17 protein-coding genes are annotated in these 22,102 nt (G+C 43.6%); 7 read left to right on the forward strand and 10 right to left on the reverse strand.

Features of this window, described 5'->3' with window-relative positions:
* Positions 1-11: 11 nt before the first annotated feature.
* The 4 genes from JHD45_RS06775 to JHD45_RS06790 form a co-directional block, all read right to left on the reverse strand.
* Complete coding sequence (locus tag JHD45_RS06775) at positions 12-698, reverse strand: TetR/AcrR family transcriptional regulator (RefSeq protein WP_199475759.1); 687 nt, start codon at positions 696-698, stop codon at positions 12-14.
* A gap of 162 nt (positions 699-860) precedes the next feature.
* A complete protein-coding gene (locus JHD45_RS06780) occupies positions 861-3,203 on the reverse strand; it encodes a DNA polymerase II (RefSeq protein ID WP_199475760.1) in 2,343 nt (780 codons plus the stop codon).
* A gap of 20 nt (positions 3,204-3,223) precedes the next feature.
* Positions 3,224-5,683: an ABC transporter permease gene (locus JHD45_RS06785; protein WP_199475761.1), complete on the reverse strand. Its 2,460-nt coding sequence runs from the start codon at positions 5,681-5,683 to the stop codon at positions 3,224-3,226.
* Positions 5,680-6,399 (reverse strand): ABC transporter ATP-binding protein, encoded by a 720-nt coding sequence (locus tag JHD45_RS06790; RefSeq protein WP_199475762.1) that lies wholly within the window; start codon positions 6,397-6,399, stop codon positions 5,680-5,682. Before JHD45_RS06790 ends, JHD45_RS06785 begins: the two co-directional genes overlap by 4 nt.
* Positions 6,400-6,472: 73 nt before the next feature.
* Here JHD45_RS06790 and JHD45_RS06795 point away from each other — a divergent pair, with 73 nt between their 5' ends.
* From JHD45_RS06795 to JHD45_RS06805, 3 genes are read left to right on the forward strand one after another with little or no spacing between them, the layout of a single operon-like run.
* The gene (locus JHD45_RS06795; protein ID WP_233407660.1) at positions 6,473-7,060 is read left to right on the forward strand and encodes an arylesterase; all 588 of its coding nucleotides are present in this window, start codon (positions 6,473-6,475) and stop codon (positions 7,058-7,060) included.
* 8 nt (positions 7,061-7,068) lie between these two features.
* Positions 7,069-8,007: a D-2-hydroxyacid dehydrogenase gene (locus JHD45_RS06800; RefSeq protein ID WP_199475764.1), complete on the forward strand. Its 939-nt coding sequence runs from the start codon at positions 7,069-7,071 to the stop codon at positions 8,005-8,007.
* The gene (locus JHD45_RS06805; protein WP_199475765.1) at positions 8,004-8,732 is read left to right on the forward strand and encodes a pseudouridine synthase; all 729 of its coding nucleotides are present in this window, start codon (positions 8,004-8,006) and stop codon (positions 8,730-8,732) included. Before JHD45_RS06800 ends, JHD45_RS06805 begins: the two co-directional genes overlap by 4 nt.
* An 89-nt stretch (positions 8,733-8,821) precedes the next feature.
* Here JHD45_RS06805 and JHD45_RS06810 read toward each other — a convergent pair whose 3' ends face one another.
* A complete protein-coding gene (locus JHD45_RS06810) occupies positions 8,822-9,340 on the reverse strand; it encodes a GNAT family N-acetyltransferase (RefSeq protein WP_199475766.1) in 519 nt (172 codons plus the stop codon).
* A gap of 140 nt (positions 9,341-9,480) precedes the next feature.
* Here JHD45_RS06810 and yciH point away from each other — a divergent pair, with 140 nt between their 5' ends.
* The 3 genes from yciH (at position 9,481) to JHD45_RS06825 (ending at position 11,566) form a co-directional block, all read left to right on the forward strand.
* Positions 9,481-9,828 (forward strand): stress response translation initiation inhibitor YciH, encoded by a 348-nt coding sequence (gene yciH, locus JHD45_RS06815; protein ID WP_199475767.1) that lies wholly within the window; start codon positions 9,481-9,483, stop codon positions 9,826-9,828.
* 238 nt (positions 9,829-10,066) lie between these two features.
* On the forward strand, positions 10,067-11,074 hold the full coding sequence (locus JHD45_RS06820; RefSeq protein ID WP_199475768.1) for a GGDEF domain-containing protein: 1,008 nt from the start codon (positions 10,067-10,069) through the stop codon (positions 11,072-11,074).
* Between the two features lie 90 nt (positions 11,075-11,164).
* On the forward strand, positions 11,165-11,566 hold the full coding sequence (locus JHD45_RS06825) for an acyl-CoA thioesterase (RefSeq protein ID WP_199475769.1): 402 nt from the start codon (positions 11,165-11,167) through the stop codon (positions 11,564-11,566).
* Positions 11,567-11,587: 21 nt separating this feature from the next.
* On the opposite strand, the gene JHD45_RS06830 is transcribed toward JHD45_RS06825, so the two are convergent.
* The 3 genes from JHD45_RS06830 to JHD45_RS06840 form a co-directional block, all read right to left on the reverse strand.
* Positions 11,588-12,328, reverse strand: a complete 741-nt coding sequence (locus tag JHD45_RS06830; RefSeq protein ID WP_199475770.1) for a CLCA_X family protein — start codon at positions 12,326-12,328, stop codon at positions 11,588-11,590.
* A 153-nt stretch (positions 12,329-12,481) separates the two neighbouring features.
* Complete coding sequence (locus JHD45_RS06835; RefSeq protein WP_199475771.1) at positions 12,482-12,982, reverse strand: DedA family protein; 501 nt, start codon at positions 12,980-12,982, stop codon at positions 12,482-12,484.
* A gap of 3 nt (positions 12,983-12,985) precedes the next feature.
* Complete coding sequence (locus tag JHD45_RS06840) at positions 12,986-13,717, reverse strand: glycosyltransferase family 2 protein (RefSeq protein WP_199475772.1); 732 nt, start codon at positions 13,715-13,717, stop codon at positions 12,986-12,988.
* A gap of 583 nt (positions 13,718-14,300) precedes the next feature.
* Here JHD45_RS06840 and JHD45_RS06845 point away from each other — a divergent pair.
* Positions 14,301-14,669 (forward strand): methionine-R-sulfoxide reductase, encoded by a 369-nt coding sequence (locus JHD45_RS06845; RefSeq protein ID WP_199475773.1) that lies wholly within the window; start codon positions 14,301-14,303, stop codon positions 14,667-14,669.
* A 301-nt stretch (positions 14,670-14,970) separates the two neighbouring features.
* Here the strand turns inward: JHD45_RS06845 and avs3b are convergent, their stop codons facing one another.
* A complete protein-coding gene (avs3b, locus tag JHD45_RS06850; protein WP_199475774.1) occupies positions 14,971-15,735 on the reverse strand; it encodes an AVAST type 3 anti-phage proein Avs3b in 765 nt (254 codons plus the stop codon).
* Positions 15,662-21,985: an NACHT domain-containing protein gene (locus JHD45_RS06855; RefSeq protein WP_199475775.1), complete on the reverse strand. Its 6,324-nt coding sequence runs from the start codon at positions 21,983-21,985 to the stop codon at positions 15,662-15,664. The genes avs3b and JHD45_RS06855 overlap by 74 nt, the downstream gene beginning before the upstream one ends.
* Positions 21,986-22,102 lie beyond the last annotated feature (117 nt).

Here is a 22,102-nt window from a genome sequence, read left to right on the forward strand (position 1 = left end):
CTCATCACTTATCAGACAAATTCCATATCGTCATAGGCTATTGCCAGCGTGGAAATGGGCAAAGGTGTTAGGGGAGTCACGGGGCAACTCATTAAACTCAGTTCACTAATATTCTCAATCTGAATACCTACACTATTGAGACAAATATTCGCTACCTCATTCATGAAGTCTTCGTCCAATGACTGCTTAGTGAGATAGCGATTACGAATAATGAAGAATAAGCCGCTTTCAATAAACTCTGTGGTGATGTCAATATCGTTTACTCTAAAGACACGCTTAGACACTCCTTCGATCAAAATAGCTTTTAGAGCTTTACGAATACCCCCTTCCAGCCTTTCGCAGAAACTATTCCCACCATAGAGATAAGAGGCCCACTTAGGCTTGTTTATTGTCAGACTAATAAAATACTTTACGAGTAAAGTAAGGCGCTTATCAATTTCCTGATGCGTGGTTAACAACAAATCCAAATCACGGAAAAGCACATCACTGAGCACTTTCCTCACGTCCATCAGAGCCGTATCTTTACTATCAAAATAATTGTAAAAGGTACCGATACTGACATTAGCATGTTGGGCAATATCCTGAACAGAAACTTGATTCCACTCTCGATCGAGAATCATCTCTTGGATAGCTGAACGAAGTTTGTCCAGAGTTTGACTGCGTTTACTTGGCGACTTCATATTAAATCTCAATGTCATTTCATCTTCCATCCATAGATAAATAAATTCACTTGAAGGATGAATATATACTGAAAAAGGCAAAAATTCTGTAAAAAATTAAACGATTCAAAGGTCTATTTCGTAAAAGATTGTGAACCTCTTTTTAAGAAAAATCACCCTCCAAACCACTTTTAAAAAAACCTATAGCAATGATATCTGTTTACTCAAAAGGCTTTCCATATTAGTTTTGTAAAAAGGCAAAATACTGTCTGCAATCGGCTCAATTTGTTTATTGATATAGTGCTCATAATCTAAGTTTACAAGGTCGGCTTCACTTTCATAAGGCACCACACCTGTCACCTGATAAAGATAATTGACTCGTTTGCGTCCCTTATCAAATTCAAGAGGCTGGCCCAACTCTGCACGGCGTTGATCAATTATCGCCGCCGCGCGAACATGTGGTGGCTTGTTTTTCGTGTAGGAGGCCAAGGGACGACTAAGCTGTTTACTGTATACTAATAAATGATCAAGCTCTCCAGCCCTTAGTCTGGCAACCGTCTCTTTAATGAATGTAACAGGGTTTTCATCATTAAACATTTTCTCAAAAAGCGTTTTTTGAAACTCTCTCGCCAATTTAGTCCAATCCGTTCGCGCTGCCTCTAGCCCTTTAAAAACCAACTCACCGCCAGTCAGCCCCGCGTAGCGCTTCTTACTCCCCTCCTCTTGCCCTCGAATAGTCGGCATAAAGAAACGCTCGTAAACGCGCTCAAATTCGAGCTCAAGATAAGAATCTATATGGGCATAGTCTTGGCACCATTCAGACAATAGACCATTAATGTCGTCACAAAGTTGTTGCCCTAATAGACGCGGATCTTCTTTGTCATTATTGAGAGTGATAAACAAAGAGTCGGTATCACCATAAATCACCTTTGCCCCTTTCTCTTCCATCCATTGCTGCGTTCTTCCCAATAACTCATGCCCACGCATGGTAATCGAACTCGCCAATTCGGCATGATAAAAGCGACAGACATTTGATCCCAGCACACCATAAAATGAATTCATAATGATCTTAATCGCATAGCTTAAGATCGTGTTCCCTTCACGCTTTGCTCGCTCCCTTGCCTGAGCAAGCTCAGCGACCAGTTCAGGCAAAATCGCTTCTTTTTTGTAAAAACTTGCACCGAGGTAACCAGGCACCAAATCCGAACTCGCTTGCTTCTCCGCTAGGGGCATATTGCCAGCGATGATCCTCGCCAATGGGTCGATATAAAACGTACGAATAATACTGGGATAGAGGCTTTTGAAATCAAACACCAAGACATTTTTATACAACCCAGGAATTGACGACATCACAAAGCCGCCGGGGCTTGGAACAAACACATCTTCTCGCCATGCTGGTGCGACCCAACCCGCTTTATGCAAGCGAGGCAAGTAAAGATTTTCGAACGCTGCAACCGAACCGCCCGTTTGTTCAAGTGGAATGCCCGTTAAATCCACTCGAGTCTGCTGTAGTTCAATCAGTTTTAACTGATCGAAAATACGCAATACCAAATCACAATCTTGCAGATTGTAATCAACAAAGGCGAGCAAATCCTCGCGATGCAAGCGCTCTATTTCTTGCCAGCGATCGCCACCATGGAGCAACTTCTCATCCTGAAGAATTTCCTTACTAACATTATTCAGGCTATAGGATTCAAAATGATAACCGCCCACTTTCAGTAACGTGATGCCATCCAGTGCAACTCGCCCTGGGATGGTTGCAAAATACTTACCTTGGTTATCCGAAGAATGAATGCGCCATTTCTCGCCATTCACTCCAAAAGCTGGACGAATCCCCAGCGTTTCACAGCGCTTATCAATAAAGTTCAAATCAAAGCCGATTAAATTCCAACCGATAAAAATATCCGGCGCATGTTGACGTACATAGCGCATAAAATCGAGCAGCAGCGACTTTTCACTCCCATAGGTGCGTATATGAGGGACGTTGATCTTTTGATCCGTCACCACAAAGGCGACTCGTTGATCCTTGGCCGTTATGCCAATCGATAAGAGACAATTATGGGTCACTGAGGTTTCAATATCTAACGACCACACCACCCAATTCGGTTGCCAAGTTCCCGGAATCACTTTTGCTTTGGTAAAACACTGTCCACTGGCATCAGGAATACCAATAAATCTCACACTGCCACGGACTTTACGTTCCATAAGATAGCGATTATGGGCTTTGATATCTTCTTCGTAGACTTGATAGCCATCTTTTTTGGCCAGCGCCACCATTTGCTGATGCAAGGTCAAACTTTTACTTTGGATCAACCTGACTGGCTGGCCGTGAAAAGACCGAAAATCCGATTCCGTCACCTTAACGCCAGAAAGGTGCTCTGGAAACACATGCGCAGGGGCGTCACTAAAAAACGTGGTAAATTGACGATCCGGCAAGACCTGAACCGTCCCTTCCAAGGTTTTGATAAATAAGCTCATCTCGAGCTGACCATTCACCTCTTTTGTATGGCGACTAACAACATAGCCATTTTTTTCTACAAACATCTATATAACCAAATTAAGTGTTAAATACCACGCAACAAATGCATCGGCGGCACTTTTAACACAGTTCGACTGGCAAAGACACCAACGGTTGTAATCAATAGAACACCAGCACTTGGGCCCAACAACCATAACATAGGATGCCAGCTTGGCTCAGCGTTAAAAACGTATACCTGAACACCGTACAAAGACGCCTCAGCCCCCATCGCAGCAATGCAACCGGCAAACAACCCTAAACAAGCAAATTCAATAATCAACGCCTGTCGAACCAAAGCCCCACGCGCCCCGAGTACTCGTAACAAAGCCCCTTCTTCCATACGCTCTTCTAACGTTGAGCGAACACTGGCCAGTAACACCAAGCCCCCAGCCGCTAAAATACATACCAGTACCAATTGAACGGCTTGTGACAACTGAGCAATGATGGATTGAATCTGTCTAAGTATGTCCCCGACATTCAATATGGACACCGTTGGAAATTGCGACATAGCCTGATAAAAGGCTTGTGCCTGACTGGGCTTAACAAAATAACTACTCACATAATTGGCAGGTGAATCATTTAAGACGGATTTCGGTACAATCACATAAAAGTTAGGCCGCATGGAACTCCAATCAACAAAGCGTAATGAAGTAATAGGTAACGTATGGAATACCCCGCCGATATTGATCGTCAGCTTATCGCCGAGTTTGAGACCCGCTTCTTTGGCGACCTTTTCTTCTACCGACAGGCCGTTGGCGGAAAAATCCCCAGCAACAACCTTATTGCCCTCGCCCACTTGATCTGCCCAGGTTAAGTTCATGGCCCGTTCAAATAACTCTGGCTCAGGCTTGTCATCAGGGTACAACTTACTCACTTGCTCGCCGTTAACTTCCGTGATTCGGCCTCGCACCATAGGATACCAAGACGACGATGTGATCTTTAAGGTGCGAGCCACCTGACTAATGGGCGCAATTTGATTGGCTTGAACATTAAACAAATAATGATTAGGCGCATCGGCTGGCAATTGCTTCTGCCAGTCGGCAATCAAGCTAGTTTTGATACCCACTAACACCAAACCAAGCATAATAATCAGCGTAAACACCAAAAGCTGAAAAAGATTGGGCACCAAGCGGCGATACAAAGCCGCCAAGCCAATTTGCCATCCGCTGGTCGCCCCAGATGTCACCGACCGCCCAAACCTAAACATTACCCAACCTAATAGGGACACAACCAAGCCAATGCCAGCCATTGCAACCATCATGACAGTCGGCAACATAACGCCCTGAGTGTATAAACACATCAAGCCGTACATGCCCGCAAAGCCGATCAAATACAAGATGACAGAGCGCTGTTCCACCCGTGCCGATGGCTGTAAAACAGATAATGGCGAAATACGAATCAAACGACGCATCAAGGGCAAGCAAAAAGTCACCAAGGAGATCAGCCCCGTTGCCACACCTAACCACATCTTCCAAAATTCAGGTTCTGGCAATGCCGTTGTCACTAGGCTTGATAGTAATGCGGCTATCATATTCTGGACAATCCAGCCAAACGCCAACCCCAGCAAGGCACCGATAACAAACAAAAACAGCAGCTGTAACAGGAACAAACGAGATAACGCCTTAGGCGTGGCCCCTAAGGTTTTTAAGACCGCAACCTGCATCAAATGACGTTTCACATAACGAGACGAAGCAAGGGCCATGGCGACACCTGACAACACCACCGCCAATGTCCCAGCCAACAACAAGAACGACTCCGCGCGATTAATCGTCTCACCAATCCGTTCCCCCCGTTGTTTCGGGGTAATCCAACGTTGGCCCTCCGTCAGTTTAGGGGCGAGCCATGTTTGCAACGCACTAAGCGCATTTGCCTCCCCTGCCACCAGCAAAGAGTAGCGCACACGACTACCAGGAATAATCACGTTAGTCGCCGCTAAATCGGCTTTATTCATAATCGCTCTGGGGGAAATCGAAAACGCTGACGAGCTGGCCCCAGGGTCGAGGACTAAATACTTCGACACCGTTAAGGTTTTGTCACCCACTTCTACCGTTTGACCGATTGTCACCCCTAATAAACTGGCTAAGCGAGACGATATCCAAATGAAGCCCGGTTTGGGCGACTCATTAGATTTGACACCTTGTCCAAACAAAGTTGAGTCAACTAAGAAATGCCCCTTTAGTGGGTAACCATTGGTCACTGCACTCACTTGAGAAAGCTGCAATTTGTTTTTCGCGAAGATCATGGTGCTGAACGACGCCCGCTCCGCTACCGACAATTTTAAAGACTCGGCTTGTTGCAGCCAAGACGGCGGGATTACCTGATCAGAACGTACCACGCGGTCAGCGGCCAACAAAGAAGCTGACTCCTGCTCAAAAGATAAGCGCAAACGATCAATAAACAAACTAATAGCGGTCACTGTACCAATGGAAATCACCAACGCCACGAGTAAAGTCACCACATCAGAACTGCGCATTTCCTTACGCATAAAACGCCAAGCAAAACTCATCGTAGTGGGTCCTTGCAGTTGTTTTGAGTAGATTCCTGCAATCGGCCGGAAGACATCACTAACTGACGATCACATTGTGCTGCTAAGTGGTTATCATGAGTCACCATCACCAAGGTGGTGCCTTCTGATTGGTTTAACTCAAACAATAACTTAATAATCACCTGCCCGTTCTCTTCATCCAAATTGCCTGTTGGCTCATCAGCAAACAAAATCTTCGGCTCAGAAGCAAAAGCACGAGCGATGGCCACCCGCTGTTGCTCTCCCCCTGAAAGCTGCCTTGGGTAATGGGTTAAACGATGAGATAACCCCACTTTTTCTAGCAGTTGTAGCGCTTTTTGACGTGCCATTTTGTCACCCTTAAGTTCAGCCGGTAACATGACGTTTTCCAGCGCATCTAGGCTGGGTAACAAATGAAAGGATTGGAAAATAAAGCCAACATACTGACCACGAAGCAGCGCTCGCTTTTCTTCATTCAATGTTGTTAGAGAATGCCCATATAAAGCTATGTCGCCTTCCGTGTTGATATCCAAACCCGCCAGTAAACCTAACAGTGTGGATTTACCTGATCCAGAAGCACCAACAATAGCAACAGATTCCCCCTCCTTGATTTCTAAATCAATTCCTTTCAGTATGGTCAAATCACCTGTTTTTGAAGAGACGGTATGTGTCAGGTTTTTAACTTCAATGGCAACTTCAATAGCGGTTTGGCTTTCCATAAATAATGTGTCTCACTTAATAAGGTTTTATATGCGTATCACTCAACGAATAAGGGTCGTTTGTGCCGCCCTCATGCTATTTTGTTCGTATGCTCAGGCCGCCCCTACCCATAACCTACTTGTCATGGGAGACAGCTTAAGTGCCGCCCATAATTTAAGACAACAAGATGGCTGGGTTAGTTTACTAAAAACAAAACTTTCTCAGTCACACCCACAGATTAGCATTATTAACGCCAGTGTGGGCGGCGAAACCACACAAGGCGGGATGGCCCGCTTTCCCGCATTACTCAAACAATATCACCCCCGCTGGGTCATTTTAGAGCTCGGTGCTAATGATGCTTTACGTGGATACCCACTGGATCAGACCACAAAAAATCTCGGTTCTATGATTGAGCAAGCTCAACAAAACAAAGCGATCGTGCTGTTAATTGGAAACCGTATTCCACAAAACTACGGAAAACGCTATACCGATATGTTTTTTGGCCTCTACAAAACCCTTGCAGAGCAATATAATGTGTCCTATGTTCCTTTCATGTTAAAAGGCGTCGCATTAAACAAAAATCTAATGCAAAGCGATGGACTGCACCCGAATGCGAAAGGCCAACCGATCGTATTGCAAACCATCCTTCCTTATCTTCTTCCCTTATTAAAGAAAAACTGAGAGGCACTATGAAAGCCGTTTTTTTAGATCGAGACTCCTTTCCAAGCAATATAGAATTTAACTACCCTGAGGGCATTTCAGAAGTCATCGAATACCCCAACACCTCCCTTGACGCGGTCGCTGAACGTATTCAAGGGGCAGGTATTGTACTGACAAACAAAGTGGTGTTGACAAAAGACGTTATCGAACAGGCCCATGATTTAAAACTGGTTCAAGTCACCGCGACAGGAATCAATAATGTGGATGCACAAGCCTGCAAAGAACATGGCATCGCCCTGCAAAATGTCGATGGCTACTCGAGCATCAGCGTGCCCGAACACACTTTTGCTTTATTACTTGCCTTACGTCGCAACCTAGTTGCCTACATAGACGATGTGCGTGCTGGCAAATGGGCTGACTCCCACTTTTTCTGTTTTTTAGACTACCCCATTAAAGACCTAGCCAACACAAAGTTAACCATTGTTGGTAAAGGCATCATCGGCAATAAAGTCGCAGAGATAGCCAAAGTATTCGGTATGCAGGTAATGTTTGCTGAGCACAAAAACGCTAAGGTCGTTCGTGAGGGTTATGTCCCCTTTAACGAGGCAATTCAGCAAGCCGATGTGCTGTCTCTGCACTGTCCACTCACAGAGACCACAAAAGACTTGATCAGTACCGCTGAATTTGAACAAATGAAGCCCGACGCCATCTTATTAAATATGGGCCGTGGCGGCATTGTTAATGAACAAGCATTAATCAAAGCACTGACAGAAAAGCGCATCATGGGGGCGGGCTTTGATGTTGCCACACAAGAGCCCATGCCTCACCACCATCCGTTACAAGCCTTGACCAAGCTACCGAATTTCCTACTCACACCGCACATTGCTTGGGGAAGCAATGAAGCAATGCAAAAATTGGCCAATATTGCCATGGAAAAAATCGCGCAATTTATGAATCCAACCTCATGACACTAGACATTTTATTTCAAGACGATGATCTTGTGATCGTCAATAAACCCGCTGGGCTATTGGTTCATCGCACTGAACTGGCAAAAGACGAGGAAGATGCCGTCGTCCAGCGTCTGCGTGATCAGACGGGAAAATGGGTATTTCCAGTGCATCGGTTAGATCGCGCCACCTCGGGGGTGCTTATCATGGCTTTTTCGCCACGCATCGCCAGCGCTTTGGGTGAGCAATTTTCCCATAATCAAAACCAAAAAACCTATCATTGTTTAGTACGTGGTTTTTGTCTCGACCAAGGTGTCATTGATTACCCTTTAGTTAAAATCAGTGAGCCTAAAGGCATGCCACGTTTTAAAGTGCCAGGATCGGAAAAGGAGGCTCAAACCGAATTTGAATTACTCGAACGATACCAACTGCCGTACCCCGTCAGCCGTTACGATAGTATGCGCTTAAGTTGGCTAAAAGTGATGCCCAAACAAGGCCGAAAACACCAAATTCGCCGACATTTTAAACACACATTACATCCATTAGTGGGAGATAGTCGCTATGGATGTCGTCATATCAATAAAGTGATGGGCACATTATGGCCAGAAACGTTTCGTTTAATGCTCCATGCCTCCAGCCTATCTTTTACCCACCCTGTCAGTCATCAAAACATGACAATTAGCGCGCCCTTTGATGATAAAATACAAACGATCTTAGCTCGTTTAAAAGCACATAAAATCCTTTAGCACAAGATAACCGATGCTTATGAGGATAAAGAAAAGAAAGCATAATGCAGAAGAAGGTAAATGGCGGTAGCCCCACTAGGCGACAACGCCTATTGTAGGGGCTCTTGCGAGTCTACACGCCATTTATAGACAAAGGTATCCTGAATACCGGAAGGCATCTTGACCGACGCTTCTTTGGTGACAGAGTACTCAAAACCGCAAGACTTCAGAACACGAATGGACGCCTCATTCTCAGAACTTACCTGAGCGTATAATTCATTGATACCATAGCAAGCCAAAATCGGCAGCAAGCGGCGCAGAGCAAACTGAGCAATTCCACGATTTGAGCACTGCTTAGCCACTCGGTAAGACACTTCGGCCACCGTATGTTGCGGATCGAGAAACTGGAAGCTAAATCGACCGACTAATGCCCCACTGTGCAAATACACAAGAAACTGAACAAGATTTTGCCCCCCCGATAATTGTCGCTTAAAATAGCGCTCGTTTTGACGCATTAACACTTGAGATGGCAAAAACTCAGAGAACCAAGCTTTGTTATTGAACTCGAACAATAAAATGGCCTCTAGATCGGTCTCGGAGGCTCGCTGTATTTTCAATAATCTATTCATGTTTGACCACGCTATTCAACCTATAAAATTATAGTAGAAGATAAAAGTGAGTCCTGCCTCATTTTTTGTGAATCGTCATTATTTTTACAATGTTATACTGCTAAATTGACCACCATTTTACGATAAGAGATTGAATTACAATGAAATCACGCAACCTCGTTTACTCGACAGACCAAGGAAGACTCTGCCCTCTTTGCGAACACCCTACTGATAACTGCATCTGTAAAAATGACGGTATTCTTGGGGATGGCAATGTACGTATCATGCTGGAAACAAAAGCCAGAAAAGGCAAAGGTGTCACCGTTATTTCGGGTTTAGCCATGGCCGCCGACGAATTAAAAGCCCTCGCCAAAAAACTCAAAGCACAATGTGGCACGGGTGGGTCAGTAAAAGAGGGAAATATTGAGATTCAAGGTGACAATCGGGAAAAGGTTAAACAATTACTCGAAAAAGAAGGCATCAAGAGCAAACTGGCTGGTGGTCACTAGCCCCTCTGGACAAGCATTATTAATGCCAACTCGATTTGTATCATTCAACCACACAATTAATACAAAACTTTACATTAAAGTTTTTTTTATGGCTTTCGATAACAAAAAAAGCAATATAACTGTTTGATTTTATGTAACAATGACATTTCACTCATCGCTGAATTTGCCTATGAGTGAAATGTTCAGTAAACGCCCTAAGAAAGACGTCGTGGCGGTTATTTCTGTATTTGAGGTATAAATGTGGGATGAAACACCAAAACAAGCACTAAAGTGGATGCAAAAAGCTGTGCCACTGATGCTTCAATTGGATATTTCACCAACTCCGTATAACTATGGGATTTGGTATGAGTATGTATCTAATCGTAACAAAGCCCTGAATCAGTTAGTTGATGAAACCCTTAGAAAACTCGGCAACATCCCAAACTTTCTCTCTCGTGACTTTTTTCATGAATTTATACTGCCTAATGAGTTCCATCAAAACAACAAAAATCAAAAGAACATAGAGCAAGTCGCCAATCAGCTTGAAATGTCATCTATTGAAATGGGAGACAGCTTGTCGGACTTAAATGCTGTCATCAGCAAAAGTAGAACGGCCCTTCAACACTCAGATAGCCAACAACAACTTCATAAAGTGATTAGTTATCTGGATCGAGGTTCTCGAAAAGCGCTAGAAGTCTCGCAAAAATTTCAATCAGATCTATTGGATGCCCAAAAAGACATTCAGCAACTCAAACTTGAATTAGAAACGTTAAAGAAAAGCCTAGATATTGACCCCCTAACAAAACTGGAAAACAAAACCGCATTTGAACGGCACCTTTACGAGCATCAACCAGAAGCGGAAGACGACATAAGTCTGCTGATCTTGGATATTGATTACCTAGGTCGCATTAATAAAGACTATGGTCAGCGTGCGGGCACGTCGCTTATTCGTTATGTGGGCGCACTGTTGGAAACCATGCAATTAGAGAACTCGCACATTGCTCGCCTAGAAGGCGGAACCTTTGGCATTATGTTGTACGAATCAACATCAGGGGATGCTCACGACTATGCTGAACATTTACGCTATGAGATTTCACAACAAAAAATCCGACACAAACAAAGTAAAGAGACCATACCGCAGGTGACCGTTTCCATCGGGATTGCGACGTTAGTCGGAAAAGAAAGTATCGAAAACCTCTTTGCTCGAGCAACCACACAACTAAAACGGGCCAAACAACAAGGTAAAAATTGCTTCTGCTTCCTTTAAGCCATATTTATTACAATATCGTTTACACAGACTCTGTTATCATGCGGATCATAATTACCCTTACAACCCTGAAATAATAGGATAGCTCTAATGGAAACAACTCATTCACAGGATCATAAACTCTTTTTTGACGTCAGAGACTATGAATGTGATATGCAAGGCATTGTTAATAATGCGGTTTATCAAAACTACCTAGAACACGCCCGTCATCAATTTATCAAAAGTCGAGGGTTGGACTTTGCCGAAATCACTGCACAAGGTATTCACCTTGTGCTCATAAAAGCCGAAACACACTACAAACGCTCGCTAAAAAGTGGCGATCACTTTTATGTTACGACGAAAACGGAACGACTCTCTCGTTTTAAGATTTTGTTTCGACAAAACATTTACCGCAAAGACGACACTCTCATGCTGGAATCGCAAATGACCACAGCCTCTATCACACCAGAAGGACGCCCCGTAGTCTTCACTGATTTAGACAAACTTCTTTAGATTGCTGCTCATGATTCAACATTAAGTAGTCTCTAGCTCATGGTGTAACGCCCTACCTAATGTAAAAAAGTAGGTTTGAAAAGCACTATTAATGCGTTGTCGCTGTTCTGCTCTGGGATACAATCCCAATTTGGCCTCATCAGAATAGCGGCTACCTTTCACCAAAAAAGCACTTTTCGGCTGAACATCCTCAATAAAAGCTTCAAAGGCTCTCGCACACATTTCTTCAGGTTTGGCGTAATAGAACACCTTCAGCTTTTCATCCACCAATTGTGAGCAACGAAACAACTCGCTAGGCTCGCCGCCAGATTCACTGAGCATGATCGCCTTAAAACAGTCCGCCAGTAATGCATTTAAACGATGCGGGTGCATAATATGATTTTCCAGCCAATGACTGGAGGCAAACGCCATATTGCTGGCCGTGGCAAACATCTTCTCACCGATATAATGATCGAACGCATGAAACCATTCATGGGCCAAACTGCCGGCCCCCGCATTTTTCGCCAAAGACAACTGCCTTGTTGTAGGCACATAATGCGCGGCAACGCCTGGCCGACCGCCTTTCCCGTATTGCAAGCCCAAGGTACCACGCAATGAAATAAGCGGTTCAGGCCCTTGCAAAGCAGACATCAAATCACACAAAGCTTGATAAAAATTCACTGCTGCTCTATCACGTTCCGCTGGCGTGACCCAACGCCCCATTTCTATTCCACGAAAATTGAATTGCCGACGAATGGCGACAAAATTCACACTACCATTCATTACATCCCACACTTTTTAACAAGCAAACAGCAATACTGTATATAAAAACAGTATCAGTATAATCCGATAAAGCCATTAAGTTAAGACATGAGCACGCAAGAAACGCAAACAGAAACAGTCAACCAAGAACCGGAACGGACACAAAGAAATTGCTTAATGATGGAACACATCCAAGGCAGAAAACCAAGAAGAATGAATCAGCTGAGCAGACAGGATATAACCCAAAACGATAAACTGCCCTCCTCCAAGCAATAGACCTGTCGTAGACAGCACAGTAAAGCGCCACCAACTGACACGCATATTGCCAGCAAGAAAAGGCATAAACCAAGCAACGGGGCCTAGCACACGCGCAAAAAGAATGGCCCAATTCCCCTTTTTATCCATCACCACTCGACACAAAGCAACCTTACGCCTGAGTTTAGGCCGTAAACGACACAAAAACCGTTGTGCTCTTTGTCCGTATCGAAAGCCAACCCAATAACTTAACTGATCACCCAGCCAGCCGCCGAGTAATGCCATGAACACAGCAAACACATTCTGGTGGTAAAGCTGGTAACCAGCCGCAAGGTAAAAAGGCTCTCCTGGTACAAAAATATTGATGCCAATAAACGAATCAGCAAAGGTGCCAAGTGCGAGACTTAACTCCTTAATCACGACTTAGTTGTTCTCATGGTAGTGACCAAACTCGTACTCAATTTCATTATTGTACATTTCGCCAATAAAAAAGCGTCTGACATTCGCCTTAATATACAAATACCCCGTTTTGAAAGTACCGTCTTGCTTTAAGCGGCGTGGGTCAAACTGAAAGGTCATCGCTAGCATTCGAAAGCGCCAAGTCTTACTGGCTCGATTCACATAATCACAGTCTTCACACAAATGAATTCTCTCATTAAAACCACCTAACTCACGATGAAGACGTTTCGTAGAAAAGATACAAGCCCCAATGGCGGTAGGAAAAAAGAACTGGGTGAGATAAATACCAACATTAAACATGCCATAACTCAGCTTTGTGGGCAGCCCTAATCTGCTTGCCCCCATATATACCCCGGCGATTTCCAGTTTTGATTTATTTAATTTATTAACCGCTTTAGATAAAAAACGCTCATGCAAGCGGACATCGGCATCTAAAAATAAAATACGCTCATATTTCGCCAAATTCGCCCCCACATTACGGCCAAGGCTTACCCCTCTTTTCTCCATTTTGTGGACTCTGAATTCATTAAAGCAAGTTTCATACTGGGCAGCGACCAATAACGTGTCATCCTCACTGTTCGAATCGACAATAATTACTTCAAAGTCTTTGAATACCTGATTATTCAGATCCTCTAAAAGCCGTCCAATTCGTTTTTGTTCGTTGTAAGTAATGATAATGACACTTAATTTGTTCATCTGCTTTCCTCTCTCATTGCCTATAAAAGGCGTCATATTCACCATGGCTTACCCTCCTTTTCGGGCAGAAAATAGGGCTCGCTAAACAACGCCAGTTCACATTTACCCTTCATGATAAAGGTCAAAGCTTACAGGAACCTTAACAGTTATAACTTTTGATTCCCAAGGCATAAAGGGTCTTACAAGCCCCGATCAACAAACCGCTTTATCAACATGATGTCATCTATTGATGAAAGAGAGTCGTGATTTTTAGGAAGCAATAAGACTATTCAGTAACACTCAGCAAAAGAACAGGCGATGCTCGGTGAATAACAAAGCAATCAGTAAAACATGCCTATATAACAAACCAATGACAACCCCCTCGTCACAAATCGCTCTGACGAGACAACTTACCATGACAAGCTGATCCTCCATCGAACCGACAGAACGTTACCACGTTTAAAGGGAACTATTCGTCCATAGTATTGTCATAATTTTTTGAGTGAAGACGTGCCATAATTCGGGCAACAACGTTTATTAATCATCTACTCGATCCCTACGTCATTAGAGCGTTAAAGAAACGAAAACAAGAAGAGAGAGTTACATGAGCAACCCTTACAACGAACTAACGCCAGAAGAAGCCAGCGTCATTTTAGATAAAGGCACAGAACGCCCTTTTACTGGCGAATACACGGACACCATGGCAGCAGGCTTATACGTTTGTCGCCAGTGCGAAGCGCCACTTTACACCTCAGAGCATAAATTTATTTCCCACTGTGGCTGGCCTAGTTTTGATGATGAGATAGAAGGCGCTGTAGAGCGCATCCCCGATAGAGACGGACGCCGCACCGAAATCGTCTGCGCTAACTGCGGTGGTCACCTTGGCCATGTGTTTGAAGGAGAGCATCTTACTGAAAAAAACATCCGCCACTGCGTTAACTCTATTTCCATGAAATTTAAAAGCCAAGACTAACTGTCTTGGCTTTTAAACGCTCTATTCCACAAAGCAAAATATCAGACATAAAAAACCCCGACTAGACGCCAATCTAATCGGGGTTTCTTGATAATGGCGGTCCGAATGGGACGTGTATGGCACTGGCAGATCGAAGGAAAGATCTAGCCTAAGCGATTGATTTATAAATCATTAATTAAATTTAATCTTTACTTAATATATATCCAACTAAGAAAATTTCAATAGCTTGTCGTTAGGTAAAGAGCCAAATGGAGTTTGGCTCTTTACCTTTTTTAGCACCAAAAACCGATCATGCTATAAGCTATTTAGGCACTTCATTTTCCTTTAAATCTTGTGCCTCAGCACCAGCTAAATGTTCACGCCACTCCGCAGCGAAGGATTGCGCCGTCTTAGCAAAGGCTTCTAGCTGCTTAATACGCTCTTCCAATTTTTGATATTTTTCTTTATCCGAGAGTGCGCCAAAGTGGGTGTCGGTTTCTCCATACATAAGTTTTGCTAATAGGGTTTCTGGGTCGTCTTCTAAGCCTGCTTTTTCTATCAGGCTGAGCCATTCTTCGGAACCAACGGCGGCGGATGTCGAAGCACACATTAAAGCATGTCGGATAAGAATCTTAGCGGTGGTATCTATAGACTCTATAAACTGTAGACACTCTGTCTGAGAGCCGTCTAGTTGATGTTCTTTGAAGATTTTTTCTGAGGGGTTGGAGTAGCAAGGTCTGTTACTTTTCGGGTTTAGGTCACGCAAGAATTCCAGCAATGGGCGAAATTCGCTTAACGGCGCTGAATACTCTGCTAGACCTGCTCGGTGTTTCCAAAGAGAGAATATGGCTTCAGCGCAAAGTCGTCTTTTCTCAATACGCTCTTCTGCAATGGCTTGTTCTGCGTCTTGTATTAGCTCCGCGATGTAATGGGCCATCCAGCGCCCTAATGTATCAACGGATTCATCTAAATCGAGCTCTTGGGTCAGCTTCTTGCCCAGCTCTAATAGCGCCTCACACTGTAACGATTCGACCGTCGGTTCGGATAAGGAAAAGTTTGGTGTTGGGGGGAATGGCGCGGAAGCCATAATTATCTCTCCTTTCATTATTAAAATATTGCACAGAGCGATCAATCTCAACTTCTACGATGAGATCCATATTAAGTCGTTGTAATAGCTGGATAACAAAGGGATAGGAGACTTGTAGCAATGAGCCATGATCCAGCTCGGTATCACGATCGTATTCGTTTAACTGACCCCATATATAAGACCAAGCCACTTCTTCTTCCGCTTTGGTAAACCAATTTCGCTTCTCAGTATCAGAGCTGAGCTGCATTAATTCACAAATATAAGAAGCAAATTCAGGGGCTGGATATTGGATCTCTCCTCGCCAAGGGTCTTTTTCATCAAGCCTGCAACCAATGTGTCTATGGGAAATCCAGCCCTGCAATTTGAAACCATCAATATCTAGCTGGAAGTCTTCGTCATCTTCCGCTGACGGAATACGATAATCATGGGGACTAATAGTACTTTGCAGGGCTCTTAGTAATGCATGAGAATTACTAGGCGACACTAAAGCACTACATATATTGATAGATTCCTTTCTACTCTTACTTTCCTCAGTCCATTCATTGTTAACTTGAGTCAACTGCCCCCATAGATTTAAACATCCCGTTTCAATGATTAAAGCTCTCTCAAAATCTGTTTTATTGAGATTCAAGTGCCATTCTTTGAAATCAGGCGCATTTTGCCATGCAGATTTAGCAAATGGATTGGGGTCACGACGATCAGCCAACCAATGGCCATTATGGCGATAAAGATTATGCTCCCTGAGCCAAAGGGAAAATTGATCCGTTTGCCTTTCACTATAGATATCTTTATATACAGAAATCTGGGTTAACAATTTCCCTGCGACTACCATCATGGCATGGTATGAAAGGTAAAAAAGTAAATCGTCCGTTTTCGGTGAGAAACTTTTTGAATGCTGTGTGTTTTGCCATTTATAAACATTCTTAGTGTAACGAGGGTCGTTATCACCTCGCGCATTACCTTGAATCCCCCACTCATCCATAATGACTTGAGCGGCTTCCTTTTCAATATATTGCTGAGTGACACCAAAGCACCTTGCTAACGGCTCAAACCAATAAGGCCCCATATCAATGCCGAAATAGAATTGCTTTTCTTCTGTACTTTCATTAACAACATGCTTAGGAGACCTCGAAGAACGAATCCTTTTTTCAGATTCAATAATAGGGAAAGGGGAAATATTTACCTGTAATAAACGCTGGTATGTTTCTTCTGGTAGCACAAGACATTCTTGTTTCACTAACTCTAATAGTGCTTGTTTAGCGAATGCTTGTATTAATACATGAGGCTCATCAGAGAAAGTGTTCTGTAGCAGATAATCTTGATAGCAAGCCACTTGCACAGGGGATTCTTGGGCTGAACGAGCTAACGCAATCAGTAACCAAAGGCGAGCATGTAAGTGGTAAAAAGGCAAACTAGCATCGGCAAATACCGATGCAGTGGTATGACCATCCATTGTCACAATTTGAGGTAAGACAGCTTTCTCTTTGAAGTAGGCTAATGTCCGTACCGTATGAGCAGCTTCCCAGCGAAGGCTTGCTTGAGGCGCTGCCAAACAGCTCCATAGGTAACCTGCTAATACTGTGTTTATATCAGCAGGAGGCATAAGCTCGGTAGACCAAGGGCCATCACCATCTTTTTCATCTAATACGCCTTCAAGTAAATCCAAGCCAAAATTCAGAGCCTCAATGGACTGCTCTCTATCCAGTTTGCTGACTAGAAAGCTTGCCCATTTGAAATATTGATTTTCTTCTAGCGCTTCGATTGCTTCTGCGATGCCTAGCAAGACTTGATCAATTAAGTCTTCTTGAGTTAAGCCTGCGAGCTCAAATACTAGCTGCATCGGTAGGGATTGGTAATATTGATTTAAGCTAAATCTGGAGAAAGATCGGCGACAAAGTTTTTTGATCATATTGGCTAAGGCGGGCTTGATCGCTAAACGCTTTTTCCATTTTTCGGGAAAATATCCTAAAAGATCTCTAATTTCGTAAAAATCAAAACAATTTGCATCACTTATAGCGTTAATAAAGTCTACTTCCTTGCCCACACCAACACGACGGCAAGCTTCGTTAAAAAACTGCTCACTGTAATAAGGTGGTTCTCCATCTCGAAACTTCTTATAAGCCTTTCGCACACCATCCGCTTGGTATAAATCCACCTCTGAAAATATATCCGCCCAATCTTTTTCTTCTTCGGAAGAGCGTCCCGTTGTCAAATAATTATGGTCATCATGTTTTTGATCTATCTGTTGCGGCGTGTTGTTTTCCATGCATTGGGAGAAGGCATCAATAGTTAGCTTATACTTCTGCAATAAGGCTTGAAATGCTTGCCAATCTTTCCAGCTTTGCTTTTCCAATGAGAAGTAGCGGAACACATACTCAGTTACTCTTTGCTTTTCTTGTTGATCGGCTTCATTCGCAAGGTAATACGACAGTAACTGAGGAATATTCCAATTTGCCCGAATACACAGCAACGCCAATGCAGGTTTTGGCGCTAGAGCGCGTTGCTCCAGAAAATTCAGCACCACGACAGGCAGGATGCTTTGATGATAACCAAAATCTCGATCTCGCCAGCGGCTAACAATGGTTAAAGAGGAATTGGGGCATAAAGTAGTTATCGCTTTGACGGTATCATCCCAACCCAAATCTTCAGAACGCCCTAGATATTCATGAGTAAGCTCCGCACAACGAGCTAGTCTATATGCCGTCTCTGGTTGAGGTTGTTTTTTTTCTTTAGGATGATTCGCTAAGGTTAGCAAAGCGTTCCAACGATCAAGGTTTTCATCCCCTACTTTACTAGCCACTTGAATCGCCTGATCAAAGTAAGCCTTTGCCTCAGACTGGCTTAACGCCAATACCGCCCGTGATAATTCGATGTATTGGTTAATTTGCGTGTCGGCATCTTCTCTTATTGCATTGATGCGCTCAAAAGAGGCGCTGGCAAACTCTAAACCGTATTCTTGTAGTCCTTCTCTGCGAGAGGCTATTCGGGAGAGGTATGTCGAAGTCGGCGTTAGTAAACTTTCTGTCTCTTCTGTTGCATAGCCATAAAAGGCCCACCAATGGGATTTGCTGACCTTGGGTAAAGATAACAAGCTCGTAAACCAGACGAGGACAATTTCATTGTTAATCAGTACCTTATCATGACCGTAGACCTGTGCAGTGGCTTGACCGGATAGACCTTTAGTGGTACTTAGCTCTTGAGAGTATTCGTGTTCACTAATGCTACCAACAAACACTTTTCCCCATAGCTGATACCAAGGTAACAGCGCTCCAATATTTTCTTTAAGGCGGCGAACACCCTCTACATGAGAATAACCGTTCTTGTTTGATTGAAGCTCTTTTTTTATTTCACTAGAGGCTAGATCCATTAATTCAATAGGCCGATTCCGTAAACAACCTCTAAGCACATAAGCCCATAGCAACACGGATTTACTTGCCGTGGCTCCATAACGCGACGACAAACTTTGTGGTGGCGTTTTTGGGAGATAACGCGTGAGTAAATCTGCTAGATTCTGGTTATCTGTAATAGAGTGGATACAGGCAGACTCCACTAACGCAGTAATGGCTTGCAAACCTTGATAATCAGTAGAATCAAGTTGATTACCTAACTTAAGATGAACACGATTGACGAATTTGTAACAGCGTTCCACTGCCTTTTGGGGGATGGCCTTATGAACTTCTCTAAGCTCTTGATTAATCGCCAACACAAGGTAAATATTATTTCCCGCTGCGATGGACAAAGCCTCTAGCTTTTTATAACGTCCTTGATCTATTAGCCTTTGGGCAAGTACCCGCCCCACATCATAAGATAAAGACTTAGGTCTCCATTCCCTCAACGCAACAGCGCATGAGTTAACTCCATTAATATTCAGAACCGCCCAGATTACATTAGCAATATCCTTTCTACTAACCCTTTCCTTATCTTTTTTATCTTCTGGCAACCTACTCCAATTTCTGAGCCACTCATAAGCCATACGCAATTTGGAACGAGCTTCACCTAGTAAATCACTATTACCCGATAGCATTGATGATTCATAAGCATAGTGTCCGCCCATCCATGAAGTACTAAAGGCACGTTGTGCCACCAGCTCTTCCAGCTTCTCGCTACTCAATAAACAGGAGACAAGATCAGTATTTTTCTGTAATACCGTTCTTTGCCTTTTATCCCCTGCACTTTCACCGCCTGCTTTAAGTGCCAGCTTCGTGGCATCGGTATAGCGCTTTTCTCGCAAACAGGCTTTAAAGGCAAAATCCAATCGCTGTAGTTCAATATCCCGCTTTTCAATCGGACTGGTATCAGGAAGAGCTTGGGACGATAAGGCAAGCTCAATCAATTCTGTCAACATTCCAGCTTCTAGCATTAATTGCGGCAAGGTTGCTGCGATATAGGCACTGCTGGGGGCAATAGCAATAAGCGTTGCAATAAATTGCGCTAATTTTTCTTTAGTGGGTTTAAAGTGTTCTCTAAACCACGTTTCAGTTGGTTCGTCCAAAAAGCGTATTCGGTCACCAGCAATAAATAGAGGGCGTTTAAGATCATAAACAAAGCTTTTTATTGCTGAGTCATCGACACCAGACACTAATGACAATACTGGTATAGGGATTAGGGGACGCAAGGCAGCTAACGCAGCGCAAAGGCTGTCAATTTGCTCCTTCTCTATATTTCCCACAGCTTCATCACGTAGTTTTTCAACAGAAGATTTAAGTAAACTAGCTATTGTATCTTCTACCGTCGAGGGAGTTGGGCCAAGCCAACGTAGCATTTTCGGCAAGCTTAGCTGTTGCGCTATGGCTAACGCTTGTACCCGTGGATTCTGGGAGCTAAGTCGATGAAATTCACTGACATCCTGTATACGAACATCAGGAAAGGTCTGTTTTAAATAACGCTGTGTTTCTTCTTGCTCAAATGGCAATAAAGGCAAAGCCAAGGTTTGCGGTGGTGGAGACAAATGTTCTTGCCGATGGCTACGACATAAAAAGATTAAGCGAACACCATTTGGCATTTGTTCACGAATCAAGTCTCGAACAAATGCATGATGGCTCCCTACTTCCATTGCAGCCATTTGCGCGTTATCTGCTGCATCAATGACTAAATAGAGCAATGTCTTAGCGTTATTGCTGCGTAAGCCAGTAATACTTTGCTGAATACGATAAAGAAACGCCCGCATATAAGCAGAAGAATCCGCATGAGGCGTTGGTATTAGAGGATGACACAAACCTTTTGCTGCTAATTCATTGGCAATCTGAATCAGTGCATCTCGATGCCGATGACGGTAACCACTGGCACTGCGATATTGTCCGTCACCAAAGCAGTCGTACAAGATCCCATCATTCTCACCATCAGCCAATTGAGAAAGAATCCGTATGGCAAACGCAGACTTCCCTACTCCACCATCCGCATGAATAATGATAGGAACGCCTTCGGCACTTTTTATCTGCTCAAATAAATTTTGTTCTTGGTTACGAGCAATCAGGTTATCTACTTGCTTTATTAAACATGGTGCTGGAAACAAACTGTCCTCAGTCGTTTTTAGCGCTCTAAGAACATCTATTTTCGTAATCGAAGGATTATCAGCTCCCTTCGAAGTAGCCTTTCCGGTAACAAGCTCTTTTAACGCCGTTGGCACATTTGCATCAGAATCCGGCAGATAATTGTTTAAGTCTTGAACCAAACTCAGCGCTTCATTCCATAAACCGTCTTGCTCTTCCTCTAAAACCAGTAGTTGACAGAATTCTGTCAACGCTTGACCACTAAGACCTGTGTAGCCTTCAAGTTTCTTATGGTTAACCCTATCTATAATTGACTTACCTAACGCTGCATCCTTTACCGCTTGAACAAACTCCGTATGGATTGGGCGATTGGTTAGAAAAACGAATTCGAGCTTTTCACGAAAGTTAACGGTAGGGTAATCTTGGATAAGCTTTTTATAACGCTTGGCAAAGCCTTTTATGGTTTTTTCTAAACCGCTTGGGGGCCAATGCTCATCTTCTTGATGAGTAGAATGCTTAATCTGAACATAGCGGATTCGGGAAGCTTGTTCTATATGCTCGCTACCGAAGTACTCACCAACATCAACCAGTTCTTCCCCATCTTTAATTTGCTCTGTCCCTTCCCTTAGCGAAGGGCCTTCAATGGTGACAGCCCTTAACTCTGCTGTTGGAGAAAGTAACAACAAACACCGACGAGCAGCCCAAATATAATGAAACTGGTCTCCATCTCTACTAGCTCGTACTAAATCGGTATTTGACACTATCGCTTCCTTTTTATCTCCTTGTTCTTATTACTATACTCCATAATGATAAGCTTTCCAGCGCCACCACTAATAGTCTAGTGTGCAGAACTAGATACCCTTTCTCACTGTCAAGCT

Origin of the sequence: Marinomonas spartinae (genome assembly GCF_016461715.1) — a bacterium.
In the GTDB taxonomy this organism is placed as follows: domain Bacteria; phylum Pseudomonadota; class Gammaproteobacteria; order Pseudomonadales; family Marinomonadaceae; genus Marinomonas; species Marinomonas spartinae_A.